This window comes from Shinella zoogloeoides, from assembly GCF_033705735.1.
In the GTDB taxonomy this organism is placed as follows: domain Bacteria; phylum Pseudomonadota; class Alphaproteobacteria; order Rhizobiales; family Rhizobiaceae; genus Shinella; species Shinella zoogloeoides_A.
The window spans coordinates 1,511,704-1,528,332 of record NZ_CP131131.1; the positions used below are offsets into that span (position 1 = coordinate 1,511,704).

Annotated in this window: 13 protein-coding genes; 4 read left to right on the forward strand and 9 right to left on the reverse strand. The window is 65.4% G+C overall.

The genetic code is table 11. The features are described from left to right. Positions 1-51: 51 nt before the first annotated feature. On the forward strand, positions 52-1,890 hold the full coding sequence (locus tag ShzoTeo12_RS24700; RefSeq protein ID WP_318912883.1) for a sensor histidine kinase: 1,839 nt from the start codon (positions 52-54) through the stop codon (positions 1,888-1,890). Further along, the gene (locus ShzoTeo12_RS24705) at positions 1,887-3,233 is read left to right on the forward strand and encodes a sigma-54 dependent transcriptional regulator (protein ID WP_318912884.1); all 1,347 of its coding nucleotides are present in this window, start codon (positions 1,887-1,889) and stop codon (positions 3,231-3,233) included. The genes ShzoTeo12_RS24700 and ShzoTeo12_RS24705 overlap by 4 nt, the downstream gene beginning before the upstream one ends. Positions 3,234-3,319: 86 nt before the next feature. Here ShzoTeo12_RS24705 and ShzoTeo12_RS24710 read toward each other — a convergent pair whose 3' ends face one another. The 7 genes from ShzoTeo12_RS24710 to kdpF are packed head-to-tail and all read right to left on the reverse strand — an operon-like array spanning position 3,320 to position 11,403. Continuing rightward, entirely contained in the window at positions 3,320-4,012 is a 693-nt protein-coding gene (locus ShzoTeo12_RS24710; RefSeq protein WP_318912885.1) for a response regulator transcription factor, read from the reverse strand. Further along, positions 4,009-6,714, reverse strand: coding sequence for a sensor histidine kinase KdpD (locus ShzoTeo12_RS24715; protein WP_318912886.1), 2,706 nt, complete (start codon positions 6,712-6,714; stop codon positions 4,009-4,011). Before ShzoTeo12_RS24715 ends, ShzoTeo12_RS24710 begins: the two co-directional genes overlap by 4 nt. Positions 6,715-6,761: 47 nt before the next feature. Continuing rightward, positions 6,762-7,328 carry a potassium-transporting ATPase subunit KdpC gene (gene kdpC, locus ShzoTeo12_RS24720; RefSeq protein ID WP_318912887.1) on the reverse strand — a complete coding sequence of 189 codons (567 nt, stop codon included), beginning with the start codon at positions 7,326-7,328 and terminating at the stop codon, positions 6,762-6,764. Between the two features lie 11 nt (positions 7,329-7,339). Further along, positions 7,340-9,388, reverse strand: a complete 2,049-nt coding sequence (gene kdpB / locus ShzoTeo12_RS24725; protein ID WP_318912888.1) for a potassium-transporting ATPase subunit KdpB — start codon at positions 9,386-9,388, stop codon at positions 7,340-7,342. A gap of 29 nt (positions 9,389-9,417) precedes the next feature. Then, the gene (locus tag ShzoTeo12_RS24730) at positions 9,418-9,564 is read right to left on the reverse strand and encodes a hypothetical protein (RefSeq protein WP_318912889.1); all 147 of its coding nucleotides are present in this window, start codon (positions 9,562-9,564) and stop codon (positions 9,418-9,420) included. A 9-nt stretch (positions 9,565-9,573) separates the two neighbouring features. Continuing rightward, the gene (gene kdpA / locus ShzoTeo12_RS24735) at positions 9,574-11,277 is read right to left on the reverse strand and encodes a potassium-transporting ATPase subunit KdpA (RefSeq protein WP_318912890.1); all 1,704 of its coding nucleotides are present in this window, start codon (positions 11,275-11,277) and stop codon (positions 9,574-9,576) included. 36 nt (positions 11,278-11,313) lie between these two features. Further along, positions 11,314-11,403, reverse strand: a complete 90-nt coding sequence (gene kdpF, locus ShzoTeo12_RS24740) for a K(+)-transporting ATPase subunit F (protein WP_119255110.1) — start codon at positions 11,401-11,403, stop codon at positions 11,314-11,316. Positions 11,404-11,867: 464 nt separating this feature from the next. Here kdpF and ShzoTeo12_RS24745 point away from each other — a divergent pair, with 464 nt between their 5' ends. Then, on the forward strand, positions 11,868-13,556 hold the full coding sequence (locus tag ShzoTeo12_RS24745) for a diguanylate cyclase (protein WP_318912891.1): 1,689 nt from the start codon (positions 11,868-11,870) through the stop codon (positions 13,554-13,556). A 121-nt stretch (positions 13,557-13,677) separates the two neighbouring features. On the opposite strand, the gene ShzoTeo12_RS24750 is transcribed toward ShzoTeo12_RS24745, so the two are convergent. After that, the gene (locus ShzoTeo12_RS24750; protein WP_318912892.1) at positions 13,678-14,097 is read right to left on the reverse strand and encodes a MarR family winged helix-turn-helix transcriptional regulator; all 420 of its coding nucleotides are present in this window, start codon (positions 14,095-14,097) and stop codon (positions 13,678-13,680) included. Positions 14,098-14,290: 193 nt separating this feature from the next. Here ShzoTeo12_RS24750 and ShzoTeo12_RS24755 point away from each other — a divergent pair, with 193 nt between their 5' ends. Further along, entirely contained in the window at positions 14,291-16,108 is a 1,818-nt protein-coding gene (locus tag ShzoTeo12_RS24755) for a chloride channel protein (RefSeq protein ID WP_119255113.1), read from the forward strand. 37 nt (positions 16,109-16,145) lie between these two features. Here the strand turns inward: ShzoTeo12_RS24755 and ShzoTeo12_RS24760 are convergent, their stop codons facing one another. Further along, positions 16,146-16,436 carry a hypothetical protein gene (locus ShzoTeo12_RS24760; protein WP_245424742.1) on the reverse strand — a complete coding sequence of 97 codons (291 nt, stop codon included), beginning with the start codon at positions 16,434-16,436 and terminating at the stop codon, positions 16,146-16,148. Positions 16,437-16,629: the final 193 nt, after the last annotated feature.

A 16,629-nucleotide genomic window follows, 5' to 3' on the forward strand; every position in this document is an offset into this window, starting at 1 on the left:
ATCCGCACAGGCTCGATTGAATATCGTGCGATTTCATGCTCAAATTCGACGATGGACGTCACGGCCAACCGCACCGCCGCCGATCTTTCCCGCTCGACGCGGCGGCAGTGGCTTGTCTTCACCGTGCTGCTCCTCGCCCTCTCGCTCGGGGCGCTCCATGCGGCCGGCGTCTACGGACGGTCGTCCGCCCTTTCCATGCTGGAGGAACAGGGAAAGACGGAAGCCAACCTCAAGGTCGCCTTGCTGCGCGCCGTGCTGGAACGCCCGCGCGCCCTGCCCTTCCTGCTTTCGCGTGACCGGGACGTCACCGACGCCCTGACGGACAACGCACAGGCCAAGCGCCGGTTTCTCGACCGGAAGCTGGAGGAACTCGTCGCCGGCACGAGTGCGGCGGTGATCTACGTCATCGACGCCAGCGGCATCGCGATCTCCGCGAGCAACTGGCGGGAACCGACGAGTTTCGTGGGCAACGACTACACGTTCCGTGCCTATTTCTCCCGCGCCATGCAGCAGGGCACGGCCGAACATTTCGCGCTCGGCTCGGTCAGCAAGAGGCCGGGCCTTTATATCTCGCATCGCATCGGCCCGGTCGACGCTCCGCTCGGCGTCGTCGTGGTCAAGATGGAGTTCGACCAGCTCGAAAAGGACTGGCGCGAGACACAGCGTCCCTCCTATGTCGTCGACGCCCATCATATCGTGCTGATTACCAGCATCCCGTCCTGGCGCTTCATGAGCACGGAGCCGCTGCCGGCCGAGAGCCTTGCCGCCATCCGGGAAAGCCTGCAGTTCGGCGCGGCCCCGCTTCTGCCCCTTCCCTTCGAGAGGCAGGCGGAGGGCAATCTGGTACGTGCCCTCCTGCCGGGCGGCGGCGCGGAGACCTACCTGCGTATCACGGCGCCCGTCGCTTCGACGCCATGGCAATTTGAATATCTCGTTCCGGCGGGCCGGGCGGTTGCGGCCGGCATGCGTGAAGCCCGGCTCCTGACCCTCCTGCTTCTCGGGGCGGGCGCTTTTCTCGCCGCCCTTTGGCTGCGCCGGCGGCAGGTCGCACGCGCCAATGCCGCACGCGAACAGGCAGCGCGTGAAGAGCTGGAGCGTCGCGTGATCGAACGCACCAGCGATCTCAGCCGCGCACGCGACCATCTCGAAGCCGAGATCGCCGACCATCGCATGACCGAGACGAAACTGCAGGCCACCCAGCAGGATCTGGTGCAGGCGAACCGCCTTGCCATTCTCGGGCAGGTCGCGGCGGGCGTCGCCCATGAAATCAACCAGCCGCTCGCCACCATCCGCGCCTATGCCGACAATGCCAAGGTGTTTCTCGGCCGTGGCAGGTCCGAACCCGTACTGGAAAACCTGGACCATATCGCCGGCCTGACGGAGCGGATCGCCACCATTACGGAAGACCTCAAGGCTCTCGCCCGCAAGGGCCGCACCGCCGAGGAACCCGTCGCCTTGCGGGACGTCATCGACGGCGCGGTCCTGCTCCTGCGCAGCCGCTTCACCGGCAGGCTGGAGCGGCTGAGGATCGCGCCGCTGCCGGCGAACCTTACGGTTCGCGGCAACCGGCTCCGGCTCGAGCAAGTGCTGATCAACCTCTTCCAGAACGCGTTGGAGGCCGTCGAGGCGCAGGACGACGGCCGGGTCGATGTCACCGTCGCCGTAAGCGAACGCGACATCGTCCTCGATGTCTCCGACAACGGTCCCGGCCTTCCGGAGGCGATCCTCGCCCAACTGTTCGAGCCCTTCAACACATCGAAGGAAAAGGGGCTCGGATTGGGTCTCGTCATCGCCAAGGATATCGTCTCGGACTATGGCGGACGGATCGAGGTCGAGACGAACGCGTCCGGCGCCACGTTCCGCGTCCATCTCAGAAAGGCTGGAACATGAACGCGCCCGTCCTCCTCATCGATGACGACCGGCAATTGCTGCGCGCCACCGCGCAGACGCTGGAGCTTGCCGACTTCTCCGTCACGCCCTTCGCATCCGCCGCCGAAGCACTGCCACAGCTCGACCTGAATTTCGCGGGTGTCGTCGTCTCGGATATCCGCATGCCGGGCATGGACGGCCTCCAGCTTTTCGAGCGCATCCGCGCCCTCGACGCGGAGATCCCCGTCATCCTCATCACCGGTCACGGCGACATCCCCACCGCCGTCAAGGCCATCCAGGACGGCGTCTACGACTTCATCGCCAAGCCCTTTCCGGCGGGGCGCCTTATCCAGTGCGTGCGCCGCGCCGTGGAAAGACGCAGCCTCGTCCTCGAAAACCGCCGCCTTCGCGAGGCGGCGCAGCAGGCGGAGGACGACATCCCGCTGATCGGCCAGACGCCCGTCATGGAGCGCCTGCGCCAGACACTTCGCCAGATCGCCGATACCGACGTCGACGTGCTGGTGACGGGCGAGACCGGTAGTGGCAAGGAAGTCGTGGCGCGCCTGCTGCACGGCTGGAGCCGGCGTGCGAAGGGCAATTTCGTGGCGCTCAATTGCGGCGCCTTGCCCGAGCAGGTCATCGAGAGCGAACTCTTCGGCCACGAACCCGGCGCCTTCACCGGCGCGCAGAAAAAGCGCATCGGCCGCATCGAGCATTCAAGCGGCGGCACGCTCTTCCTCGACGAACTGGAGAGCATGCCGCTCTCCACCCAGATCCAGATGCTGCGCGTACTGGAAATGCGGGAGGTAACGCCGCTGGGCACCAATGAGGTGCGCCCCGTCGATATCCGCATCGTCGCAGCCGCCAAGGTCGATCTTTCCGATCCCGGGCAGCGCAAGGCATTCCGGGAAGACCTCTATTATCGCCTGAACGTCGTCTCGATCCTGATCCCGCCGCTGCGCGAAAGGCGGGAAGACATCCCGCTTCTCTTCAGCTACTTCGCCGAGCGCGCGGCGCAACGGTTCCAGCGCGCGGCACCGGCCCTTTCCGGCGATATCCTGCGGCACCTGCGCGAGCATGACTGGCCGGGCAATGTGCGCGAACTCTCGCATTTCGCCGAACGCGCCGTCCTCGGCATGGTGTCGCCCGTGGCCACGGCCGCCGCCGCCTCGCAAGCGACGGGCGCTGGCTCGCTTCCCGAGCAGCTGGACAGGCTGGAAGCCGAGATTATCCGCGATGCGCTTTCCGCTCACGGCGGCAACGTGCAGCAGACGCTCGTGGCGCTCGGCATTCCCCGCAAGACCTTCTACGACAAGCTGCAGCGCCACGGTATCGTGCGGCGGGAGTTTGTCGCCAGGGAATGAAGCCTGCGCCTCACGGGCACGGCGACATTCTCCGAATGAGAAAATCGTGAGGACGGGGGATACTTCCCTGAACAGCGCAGGATGCGTCAGCCCTCGTCGGCGAGCCTGTAGCCGACGCCGGTTTCCGTGAGGATGTATCGCGGCTGGTCCGGCATGCGCTCGATCTTCTGCCGGATCTGGCGGACATAGACGCGCAGATACTGCACGTCGGTCTGGCCGTCCCAGACCTGTTCGAGCAGGAAGCGATGGGTCAGCACCTTGCCGGCATGCTGCACGAGGATGCGCAGGATGTCGTATTCCTTCGGCGAGAGCTTTATCTCCTCCCCGGCTACCTTGACGATGCGCTTGACGAGATCGACCGAGAGATCGCCGACCTGGAAGACCGGCTTTTCCCCGTGGCTTTGCAGCCGATGGCGCAGGGCGACGCAAATTCGCGCAACCAGCTCGTTCATGCCGAAGGGCTTGGCGACATAGTCGTCCGCGCCGAGTTCCAGCGCCTTCACGATGCCGGCCTCGTCGGTGCGGCTCGACAGGATGATGATCGGCAGGTCCACCCCCTCGCCGCGCCATCTGGCCAGAAGGTCATGCCCCGGCATGTCGGGCAGACCGAGATCGAGCACGATGAAATCGGGCCTTTCCGACTTAACCAGTTCCGTCGCCACCCTGGCATTCATCGCCTCGATCACGACATAGCCCTGCGCGGAAAGCCCGACGCGCAGCAGCTTGCGGATGGGCGGCTCGTCGTCGACGACCAGAATGCGGACGCCGGCGCCGGTCATTCGTCTTCTCCCGGCATGGGCATCCCGGCCATGGCCGGCATGCGGATCGTGAAGACCGCGCCGGAGCGATCGGTGCGGTTCGCCGCGGTGATCGTGCCGCCCATCGCCTCCACGAAGCCGCGGCAGATGGAGAGCCCGAGCCCCGTGCCGGCGCGCACCTGATCCGCCTTGCGCACCCGGTAGAAGCTGTCGAAGACGCGTTCGATATCGTCGGAAGGAATGCCGGGGCCTTCATCCTTGATGCTCAGCATGATCGTATTCCCGTCCTGTCGACCGTCGATTTCGATCGATGTGCCGTCCGGCGCGTATTTGGCGGCGTTGTCGATGAGATTGAACAGCACCTGCTCGAAAAGCACCGGATCCACCCTCAGCATCGGCAAGGTCTCGGGAATATGCACCTCGACCCTGTGATGCGAAACGATCTTCACCGCCCGTGCGAGCGCCGAGCCGACGATATCGCCCGCGAAGTGCCATGCATAGTTCGGTTCCATCGCGCCTGCGCCGATGCGTGTCATGTCGAGCAGGTTGGCGATGAAGCGGTTCAGCCGCTCGGATTCGTCGATGACGGTGGACAACAGCTCGCGCCGCGTCTCCTCGTCAAGCCGGACGCCGAGATCCTTCAGCATGTCGGCCGAACCCATGATGGCGGCAAGCGGCGTCTTCAGGTCGTGGGAGATGGAGGTCAGCAGCGCCGCGCGGAGCTTGTCCGTCTCCGCGGCAAGCCGCGCGCCGTCGACATCGGAGACCAGCTGCACGCGCTCGATGGCGAGCGCCGCCTGATCCGAAAGCGCATCGAAAAGACGGCGTTGCTCGGGCGCCAGGATCGGCCCCTGCCGGTCGTTGTCGAGACCGATGACGCCGACCGCCTCGCGGCCGGTGCGCATGGGAAGGTAAAGCCGCCGCGCGCCCGGCAGCGTGTCGGCACCGCGGCCGGCTGGACGATTGTGCTCCCAGGCCCATTTGGCCGCGGCGATATCGGCGTCGACAAGCGTGTCGTCGGGCGGATAGCCGGCCTTGACGGCGACCGCCCCCGCCTCCGGCAGCAGGATGACGACCCTTACCTTGAGCATGGACGCTATCTGGAAGGCGGTCGCCCACAGCACATCGTCCAGCGTGCCGGTGCCGGCGAGCTTCCTGGAGAAGAGGTAGAGGTCCTCCGTCATGCGCGCCCGCTGGCGGGCAGCGGCCGCCTGCCGGTGGACGGCCGCGGTGAGATTGGAAGCGACGAGCGCGACGCCGAAATAGAAGAACAGCGCGACGAGGCTTTCGGGATCGCGGACCGTGAAGGTATATCGCGGCTCCAGGAAGAAGAAATTGAAGGCGAGCGCGCCGAGTATCGAGGCGAACAGGCCGGCACCGAGGCCGCCGCGCACCGAGGCCGCGAGCACCGCCATCAGAAAGACCAGCGCCAGGTTCTGGACGTCGAGCGTCTGGCTGAGCGCGACCCCGGCGAGGATCGCCAGCGCCACGAAGACTACGCTGAGCAGGTACGGCCTGATACGGAACGGCTGCAGCGCCTCGGCGCTCTTCACGCCCCTCCGCGGTTCTTCCGCCCTCGCATCACCGGAGATGACGTGCACGCTGATATCGCCGGCATGACGGATCAGGTCGTAGGTGACGTTGCCCTGCCAGAACCGCCGCCAGCCGGACCGCTCCGGGCGGCCGACGACGATGTGGGTGAAGTTGTTGGCATTCGCATAGGCGATGATCTCGCGCGAGGGGGCGAGCGCCGGCAGCGTCACCGTCTCGGCGCCCAGCTGCTCGGCAAGGCGCATGTTGGCGGCGAGCCTGTCCTTGTCCTCTTCCGAAAGGCCTGCCGACTGCGGTGTTTCGAGGTGCAGCGCTGCCCAGGGCGCCCGCAGCCGATCGGCCTGGCGCCGCGCGTAACGCACGAGACTGGCGCCTTTCGGACCATGGTCTATGCAGACCAGCAGGCGTTCGCCGGCCGCCCATGGGCCGGAAATGGCATGCGCCTGCATGTGGTTGAGCAACTGGTCATCGACCCGCTGCGCGGTGCGCCGCAATGCGAGCTCCCGCAGCGCCGTCAGGTTGCCGGGCGAGAAATAGTTCTCGATGGCCCGCTTCGCCGTCTTCGGCACATAGACCTTGCCGTCCGCCAGCCGCTTGATCAGGTCGTCGGGCGTTATGTCGATGATCTCGATGTCGTCGGCACGATCGATGATGGAATCGGGCACGGTCTCACGCACCCTGATGCGCGTGATCTGCGCCACCACGTCGTTGAGGCTCTCCACATGCTGGATGTTGAGCGTCGAATAGACGTCGATGCCGCGCGAGAGGATTTCCTCGACGTCGAGGTAGCGCTTGGGATGGCGGGCGCCGGCGACATTGGTATGCGCAAGCTCGTCGACGAGGACGAGCGCCGGCCGGCGCTCAAGGATCGCGTCGAGGTCCATCTCCTCGAGCTGCTGCCCGCGATATTCGATCTTCCGCCGGGCGATGACCTCGAAGCCCTCGACGAGTGCGGCCGTTTCCACGCGGCCGTGCGTCTCGACGACGCCGATGACGACATCGACGCCGTCCGCCTGCCGCGCCCGGCCGGACATCAGCATCTCGTAGGTCTTGCCGACGCCCGGCGCGGCACCGAGGAATATCTTGAGGCGCCCGCGCGTTTCCCGCTCCGCGCGGTCCAGGAGGGCGTCCGGCGATGGCCTGCTGTCGATCTCGCGATTGTCGTCCGGCATGAGCATCCATCCACTGTTCCCGGCCGCCCGGGAAAGCTCATTTCAGTTTACGAGGGCGCGCCGTCAAGCGCCATGTTGAGACGCAGCACATTCACGACGGGTTCCCCCAGAAAGCCGAGCTTGCGGCCCTCGACCTGCCGGTCGACCAGCGCGCGGACGGCAGCCTCGTCCAGCCCCCTCGCCCTGGCCACGCGCGCCACCTGGAAATAGGCGGCTTGCGGCGAGATATGCGGATCGAGGCCGCTGCCCGAGGCGGTGACGAGATCGATCGGCACCTCCGCCGTCAGATCGGCGGCTTTGGCCGCATCGTAGTCGGCCCTCACCCGGTCGATCAGCTTCCGGCTGGTCGGGCCAAGATTGGAGCCGGAGGAGCTGGCGGCGTCGTAGCCATTACCCGCAGCCGAAGGACGCCCATGAAAATACCGGTCGCTCGTGAAGGCCTGTCCGATGAGCGCCGAGCCGATCACCCGGCCGTCCTTCTCGATCAGGCTGCCATTCGCCTGCCGCGGGAAGACGGCCTGCGCGATGCCGGTCATGGCGGCGGGATAGAGAAGGCCGGCGATGGCGGTGGTGGCAAGGATCATGACGATTGCCGGGCGCAGTTGCTTGAACATGGTCGATTTCCTTAGGCAAGGCCGAGGGCGGTGATGGCGACATCGATCGCCTTGATGCCGATGAAGGGCACGACGATGCCACCGAGGCCGTAGATCAGCAGGTTGCGGGAGAGGAGCGCACCGGCGCCGACGGCGCGGTACTTCACGCCCCTCAGCGAAAGCGGGATCAGCGCGACGATGATGAGCGCGTTGAAGACGATCGCCGAGAGGATGGCCGATTGCGGGCTCGACAGGCCCATGACGTTCAGGACGCCGAGCTGCGGATAGAAGGCGAGGAACATGGCCGGGATGATCGCGAAATATTTCGCGATGTCGTTGGCGATGGAGAACGTCGTCAGCGCGCCGCGGGTCATCAGCAATTGCTTGCCGATCTCGACGATCTCGATGAGCTTCGTCGGGTCGCTGTCGAGATCGACCATGTTGCCGGCCTCGCGGGCGGCGACCGTACCGGTGTTCATGGCAACGCCCACATCGGCCTGGGCAAGGGCCGGCGCATCGTTGGTGCCGTCGCCGCACATGGCGACGAGCTTTCCCCTGGCCTGCTCCTCGCGGATGAGCTGGAGCTTGTTCTCCGGCGTGGCCTGGGCGAGGAAATCGTCGACGCCGGCTTCCGCCGCAATGGCCGCCGCCGTCATCGGATTGTCGCCGGTGATCATCACCGTGCGGATGCCCATGCGGCGCAATTCCGCGAAACGCTCGCGAATGCCGCCCTTGACGATGTCCTTGAGCTGGACGACGCCGAGCAGCCTGTCCTCCCTCGCCACCGCCAGCGGCGTGCCCCCGGCCTTTGCGATCTCCTCGGCGATGGCCTGAAGCTCGCGCACCGCATCGGAAGATGCGCCGGCGCCGACATGGGACAGCACCGCATCGACCGCTCCCTTGCGAATCTGCGCCCCTTCGAGGTCGACGCCGCTCATGCGGGTCTGGGCGGTAAAGGGCACGAAGCTCGCCTTGAGGCCGGCCATGTCCCGGCCGCGGATATCGTATTTCTCCTTGGCAAGAACGACGATGGAGCGGCCCTCCGGCGTCTCGTCGGCAAGCGAGGCAAGCTGGGCGGCATCGGCAAGCTCCTGTTCGGTGACGCCGCGCACCGGCCTGAAGGCCGTCGCCTGACGATTGCCGAGCGTGATGGTACCGGTCTTGTCAAGCAGGAGCGTATCGACGTCGCCCGCCGCCTCCACCGCCCGCCCCGACATGGCGAGCACGTTGAAACGGACGAGGCGATCCATGCCGGCAATGCCGATGGCGGAGAGCAATGCGCCGATGGTCGTCGGAATGAGCGTGACGAACAGGGCGACGAGCACGATGATCGGGATCGAACCGCCGGCATAGGCGGCGAAGCTCGGGATGGTGACGGTCGCCAGAACGAAGATCAGCGTCATGCCGGCAAGCAGTATGTTGAGTGCGATCTCGTTCGGCGTCTTCTGGCGCTCCGCCCCTTCGACCAGCGCGATCATGCGATCGAGGAAGGTCGAGCCGGCGGCGGCGGTGATGCGCACGCGGATCCAGTCGGAGAGGACCTGCGTGCCGCCCGTCACGGCCGAGCGGTCTCCGCCCGATTCCCGGATGACGGGAGCAGATTCGCCCGTGATCGCCGCCTCGTTCACCGAGGCGACGCCCTCGACGACCTCGCCGTCCGAGGGGATGATATCCCCGGCCTCGACGAGCACCAGATCGCCGACCTTGAGACTGGTGCCGGGCACCAGCCTGTACTCGGCGGAGCCGTTTGCCGCGAGCAGCTTGGCCTGGGTCTCGCTCCGGGCGCGGCGCAGCGAATCCGCCTGCGCCTTGCCTCGGCCCTCGGCGACCGCTTCGGCGAAATTGGCGAAGAGCACGGTAAACCAGAGCCAGAGATTGACCTGGAAGGAGAAGGCGAGGCCGCCGCCACCGGATGCCAGATCGCGCAGGAAGAGGAGCGACGTCAGCAGCGAGACGGTCGCCACGACGAACATGACGGGATTGCGGGCGAGCGTGCGCGGGTTCAGCTTGGTGAATGCTGCGCCGATTGCCGGAACGAGAATGCGAGAATCGAGGATACTCGCGGATTTTGCCTGGCTCATACGAGACTCCAGCGTTGAAACGGACGCGGTCACCCGCGCAGAAATTCGATGATCGAAACGATGGCGATCATCGCGACCAGCATCATCAGGATGAGGTTGGAAGCACACCATCGGGCTGGCATCGCCCCCCTGCGAACGGGGGACGAAGGAGGGGAACCTGTCGTGCGAAGCGTCATGGCCAATCCTCAGAAGGTCTGTCCGGCCAGCATCGCGAGGTGTTCGACCACCGGGCCGAGCGCGAGCGCCGGGAAGAAGGTGAGCCCGCCGACGATCATGATCGTGCCGACGAGCAGGCCGACGAAGAGCGGGCCGTCCGTCGGGAACGTGCCGGCGGAAGCCGGGACGGTCTTCTTGGCGATGAGCGAGCCGGCGATGGCCAGCGCCGGTATGATGACCAGAAAGCGCCCCATCAGCATGCCGAAGCCCAGCGTGACATTGTACCAGGGCGTGTTGCCGGTCAGGCCGCCGAAGGCCGAGCCGTTGTTGGCGGCCGCCGAGGTATAGGCATAGAGGATCTCGGAGAAGCCATGCGGGCCGGCCGTGCCGACGGAGGCGACCGCCGGGGGCAGCACGCTGGCGATGGCCGTGAAGACGAGCATGGCAAGCGGCAGGCAGAGGATCGCGAGCACCGCCATCTTCATCTCCTTCGCCTCGATCTTCTTGCCGAGATATTCCGGCGTGCGGCCGACCATCAGGCCCGCCACGAAGACGGCCACGACGATGAAGAGGACGATGCCGTAGAAGCCCGCGCCGACGCCCCCGACGATAACCTCGCCAAGCTGCATGTTGATGAGCGGGATGAGCCCCCCGAGCGCCGTGAAACTGCCATGCATGGCGTTGACCGCACCGCAGGAGGCCGCCGTGGTGACGACCGCGAAGAGCGAGGAAAGAGCGATGCCGAAGCGGGCTTCCTTGCCCTCCATATTGCCGCCCTGGAGGCCGAAGGCGTGCATGAGCGAATTGCCGGAGGCTTCCGCCCAGTAGGTAACCGTGACGCCGGCGAGGAACAGAACGCCCATGGCCGCAAGGATCGCCCAGCCCTGGCGCTGGTTGCCGACCATGCGGCCGAATACGTTGGTGAAGGCCGCGCCGATCGCGAAGATCGAGACCATCTGAAGCATGTTCGAGAGGACGTCGGGGTTCTCGAAGGGATGGGCGGAATTGGCGTTGAAGAAGCCGCCCCCGTTGGTGCCGAGCATCTTGATGGCAAGCTGCGAGGCGACCGGGCCGAGCGCGATGGTCTGCCTTGCGCCTTCCAGCGTCGTCGCCTCCACAGAGGGGCCGAAGGTCTGCGGCACGCCGAGCGCCACATAGGCAAGCGTCAGCACGACGCAGACCGGCAGCAGCACATAGAGCGTGGCGCGGGTCATATCGACCCAGAAATTACCGATCGTCTTGCCGGATGCGCCCGCGAAGGCGCGGATGAGCGCGACGGCGATCGCCATGCCGGTGGCTGCGGAAACGAAGTTCTGCACCGTCAATCCCGCCATCTGGGTGAGATAGGACATGGTGCTCTCGCCGCCGTAGTTCTGCCAGTTGGTATTGGTGACGAAACTGACGGCGGTGTTGAAGGCAAGCTCCGGCGCGACGTCGGACAAGCCGGCGGGATTGAGCGGCAACGCGCCCTGCAGGCGCTGCAATGCGTAAAGCAGCAGCAGCCCGGCAAGGTTGAAGGCCAGCATGGCGACGGCATAGGCCGTCCAGCGCTGCTCCTCGCGCTCGCTGGTGCCGGCCAGCGCATAAAGGCCCCGTTCGACGGGAACCAGCACGGGGGAAAGGAAGGTTCGCTCCCCGGCAAAGACGCGCGTCATATAGGCGCCGAGCGGTTTGACGAGGGCAAGGACGATCCCGCAGAAAAGAAGGATCTGTAGCCATCCGATGAAGGTCATGGGCAAAACTTTCGTTACCGGCAGCATTGCTTCCGTTCAGAAGCGTTCCGGGCGAATGAGGGCGTAGGCGAGGTAAATGGTCAGGAAGACGGCAACGGCGCCGCCGAACGCATAATCGAACGACATCGCACCCTCCCTCACAACCGTTCGCAGGCGCGCGTGTAGACAACACAGAATGCGAAGAAGGCGAGCACCGCGCCTGTCAGGAGAACATCCATCATCACTCTGGACTCCGTTATCGGGGGCCAGACAAGCCGCGGACGCTCTTCGAAAGCACACCGCGAAATCACCTGGCGCAGGGATCCTTCGATCTCCCGCGCTTCAATATGCAGCCGAACCGGATAGGCATTCGAGAGCGGCCGGAAGGTGAAAAAATAGGAATTCCATAGGAATTTCAGCCGGTGCACCTCCAGCTTGCCGGCATGCGTCCGAAGACCGCCAGATGGCGATTTTCCGAACCCGCACCGCTATCTCTCCAGCGTGACAGCGAAAGATCGGCCTCATGCCGGGCCGCGGCGATTAACGGCATCAAAAGCTTTTTGCCCTAACGGAGATGCATGACTTCGAGTGGGTTTCGAAACAGACGTCCGGTGGCCTTCCTGCTTCTAGTGATGCTGACATATTTCAGCACTGCATTGGCAAGCGCAGCGGATTCTTCCGAGATTCGCAGTTCCTGCTGGGCATCCGGCGATCTGTCGGAGGACGTGGTCGCGATAGCACGGCAGGAAAGCCGGTGGTCCTGCGGCACCCGGGAATTCTCCATCGATGCCGAGCGCGTGCTGCTCCGCTTCGACATCACACCCGACAATGCCCTTCCCCGATATCTCCTCTCAAGGCGAAGTGCACTTGAAACGATGCATCTTCTGGCGATCGATAAGGAGGGCGCGGTCCGGCAAACTTCCGTTCCCGCGGCCGCCCTGCCCAGTTCGCTGGCTGGCGGGTACTTCAAGGCCTCCCTGCCGGAGGTGACGCGCGAGACCGCGCATGTCGTCGTCGCGATCGACCTGCCGAGCCATCGGATGACGCTGGAGGGGGCCTATCTTGCCCCGACGGATCCGGCCGTTGACACGGGTGACATGCGGTTCCTGCTGGTCCTGGCAGGGCTTGCGGGCATGCTCGTCATGCCCCTTATCTTCAACGCAGCGTTCTACCGGGCCCTGCGCGAATCTTTCGTTCTCTGGCACTCGGCCCTCACGCTTTCGCTGCTGATGACCGTTCTGGTTTCATCCGGCCTGTCAGTCGTGCTTTTCGATCCTCCGGCGATGACGTTGAGCTGGATGACGACATTGATCTTCGGGATGACGGTCGGGTCGGGAGCGATGTTCACCCACAGCTTCATCGAGCCAGGATTGATGCATCCGCTCCTGCGGCGTCTGCTACCCTATTGCGCGGTGTGGGCGATATGCCTGAGCGTGTTTCATGCGGCGTTTCCCTTCGTTGCGCGCCCCATGCAGGCGAGCGCCTACACGGCGGCGTTTGCGCCGATCCTCGGTATCTTCATATTGTCCATGATCGATTCTCTGCGTCGCGGAAGCCGCGCCGCGAGGTATCAGGCGATAGGCTACACGCCGATAATCGTGGTCGGGCTGGTTCGTCTGGTGACGGGTGTTGTTCCCTGGCTGCACAGCACTGACGCCATGTTCCTGTTCTATGTGGGTTGCGCGTGTGAAGTCCTTTTCACGACGCTTGGCGTGGCAGAGCGCTTCGTCACCATGAAGCGCGAGCGGGACCGCGCACGCAACGAAGCCGAGCTGCTCGAACGGCTGTCCGAAACGGATGCGTTGACGGGTTTGTTCAACCGGCGGGCCATCGAGCGCCAGTTCGAGCAACTTCGCGGCGAAGGCTTCGCCGCGCTGGCTGTCATCGACCTCGACCATTTCAAGGCGATCAATGATGTGAACGGGCACGGCGTCGGGGACGAGGTGCTCAAGGCTGTGGGCAGTGCGCTCCAGGCAAGTCCTGACGTTCGCGCATATCGCCTCGGCGGCGAGGAATTCGTGCTTCTCTTGCGCGGAGACGATGCCGAAGCCCAGGCCGAGCTTCGCCGCCAGGCAATTCCCGCAATTGTCGCTCATGCCGTTTCGGGGCTCGGGCGCCCCGTGACTGCCAGCATGGGCGTGACGAACATCTTTGGCAGCGAAGGTTTCGCCGCACTTTACGAACGCGCCGACAAGCTGCTTTACGAAGCCAAGAGCGCGGGGCGCAACCGAACCCGCAGCGCGATCAAGGCGACGCCGGCGCTGGTGTCCTTTCCAAACGACCAGGCGATGATCGCCTAGGCCGGCGCGCCGCGTGCCGCTTCATTCCGGCCCGGCCCATCATGACGATCCCGCATCAGATTAACTTGCTGCCGTCCCCATCGTTTCGGCAATCATCGCCGGGATTTGATGGAGCCCGCCCCTAACGTCCGACATCGAGCGTGCGGAGAATGTCGATCAGCCGCGGCGCCATTTCACGGATTTCCGTGAGATGGATGGCGGTCAGCCTTTCCAGGATGGCATCGGCCTTGTCCGTCAACGCGAGGGTCTGGCGGCGGCGGTCGGCAGGGTCGGAATGCCGCGTCACATAGCCGGCGGCAACGAGCCGGCCGACGAGTTCCGTCGCTGAATGGGGCGCGATCAGCAGCCGCTCGGCAAGCCGGCCGACGGTCATCGGCTCTTCATCGCGGTGCCCCCTTATCGTCAGGAGCGCCTGATGCTGCTGGGCGGGAAGCCCTTCGTGATGCGCCGCCGAGGTGCTGAAATCCATGAAGCGGCGCAGCGTGTAGCGCAGGTTCGAGAGCGCTTCGTAATCGGCATCGCTCAGCCTGTCCTTCGCCATTCTCCGCTCCCGCTTCCGCATTCCGGCCGCCGCCGGCATTTTCCGCAACAACATCCCTCCACCGGCTTACCGCAGGTTGGGCCGGCGGGCTAGTGCGCCAAATGACCTTCTCGCCAGCCGGCAATCCCTGTTGATTTATATCGTATTACGATGTATCTGCGGCCGCCTTCACCATTTCAGCGACGGGAAAGCCATGCCCCAAACGAAGCCCCATCACCGCCCGCACGACTTCACGGGCGGCCTAGCCCGGCGCGAGGCCGGCGATTTCACGACGGACCGGCGCGTGCTCGCCCTGATAGGCATGGCGCTCATCGTCGGCAGCGGCGGCGCGCTCGCCGCCAAGCTCCTGGTGAGCCTGATCGCGCTCGTCACCAATCTCGCCTGGTTCGGGCAGTTCAGCCTTGCGGCAACCTCTCCAGCACAGGCCCCGCGCTCGCTCTGGATGGTCCTGACGCCCGCCATCGGCGGCCTGATCATCGGCCTGATGGCACGCTTCGGCTCGGAGAAGATCCGCGGCCACGGCATTCCCGAAGCTATCGAGGCGATCCTCATCGGCGGCAGCCGCATGTCGCCGAAGGTCGCGATCCTGAAACCGCTCTCCTCGGCGATCTCCATCGGCACGGGCGGCCCGTTCGGCGCCGAGGGGCCGATCATCATGACGGGCGGGGCGATCGGATCGCTCTTCGCCCAGTGCTTCCACATGAGCGCGGCCGAGCGCAAGACGCTGCTGGTGGCGGGCGCCGCCGCCGGCATGACCGCCATCTTCGGCTCGCCAATCGCCGCCGTGACGCTCGCCGTCGAGCTTCTGCTTTTCGAATGGAAACCGCGCAGCTTCATTCCCGTTGCGATCGCCGCCTGCGTCTCGGCCTGCTGGCGTCCGTTCCTCTTCGAGGCGGGGGCTCTCTTTCCCCGGCAGTTCCACATGGACCTTCCGTGGTGGGGCATCGGCCTTTGCGCCGTCGCCGGCCTCATCGCCGGCCTGCAGTCCGGCCTCCTGACGATGCTGCTCTACCGGATCGAGGACGCCTTCGAGGCACTGCCGGTCCACTGGATGTGGTGCCCGGCGATCGGCGGCCTTGCCGTCGGCCTCGGCGGTCTGATCGAGCCGCGAGCGCTCGGCGTCGGCTACGACATCATCGACGGTCTCCTCAACAGCCGCATGCTGCCGCAGGCCGTGCTGACGATCCTGCTGGTCAAGGCCGCGGTCTGGCTGGTCTCGCTGTCGTCGGGCACGTCGGGCGGGGTGCTCGCGCCGCTTCTCATTCTCGGCGGGGCGCTCGGCTGGCTGGTCGGGCTGGTGTTTCCCGGCGATCCGGGATTCTGGGCGCTGCTCGGCATGGCGGCGATGATGGGCGGCACGATGCGCGCGCCGCTGACCGGCACCTTCTTCGCGGTCGAACTCACCGGCGACGTCTCCAGCCTGCTGCCGCTGCTTGCCGCGACGATCTCCGCCTATGCCGTCACCGTGCTCCTCCTGCGCCGTTCCATCCTGACCGAGAAGATCGCCCGGCGGGGCCAGCACATCACCCGCGAATACGGCATCGATCCCTTCGAATATGCCCGCGCCCGCGACATCATGATCGAGGCGGTCGACACGCTTCCCGCGCAGATGCGCGTGGGCGAGGCCTCCGCTTTCTTCGCCACCACGGAGAAGACGCACCGGATCTATCCGGTGATCGACGCGGACGGGCTGCTGAAGGGCGTCGTCTCGCGCGGCGACGCGCTGCGCTGGCAGCAGAACCCGGCACTGGCCGACCAGAGCCTCGACGAGCGGGTTTCCGATACGTCGGTGCCCGTCGCCCATCCGGAGGATACGATCGGCTATGTCGCCGACCTGATGCTTGCGACCGATGTCGGCCGCATTCCGGTGGTCGATCCGCAGAGCGGCCGGCTCGTGGGGCTGGTGGCGCGCAAGGATCTGCTGCGGCTGCGCCATGCCGCCAACACGCTGGAGAACGAGCGCAAGCCCTATCTCGGGCCGAGAAAGACGGCGCCCGGAAAAGCCGGCTAGCGAAAAGGCCACCTCGGCACCGGGCTGCCCCTCAAGATCATTTCTTCAGGACGGGCCCGGTGTCGAAGCTGGCATCGACCTGCGCCATCCAGAGGCGGATCTGGTCGAAGAGAAGCGCGAAGTCGTAGCGCCATTCCAGGAGGAGAACCTGCCAGGCGCTGCCGTCCAGCGTGGCGAGACGCTGGTCGAGACGCTGCCTGAGAGCGGCGAGTTGCCCGGATTGCAAGGCCTCCGCCTCGGCGCCATGCGCCGGATGGTGCGCCGCCTTCTGAAGCTGCCGATCCAGTTCGAGAAGCTCGCTCTTCAGTGCTGCCAGATCCGTCGCCATCGGATGGTCCTCCGTTCGATGCAGAATAATTATATCGTGATACGATATATTTTCAAGGCCCGTGCCGGAGGAAGGGCCGTCGACATCCTTCCGGCAGCGGCGCAAAATGCGGGTGGTTACCGGCGGCAAAGGACCTTTCCGCAGAAAATCACATCCCGCGGGAACCTCGCCGGAAGTCTGGCATCCAATGTCC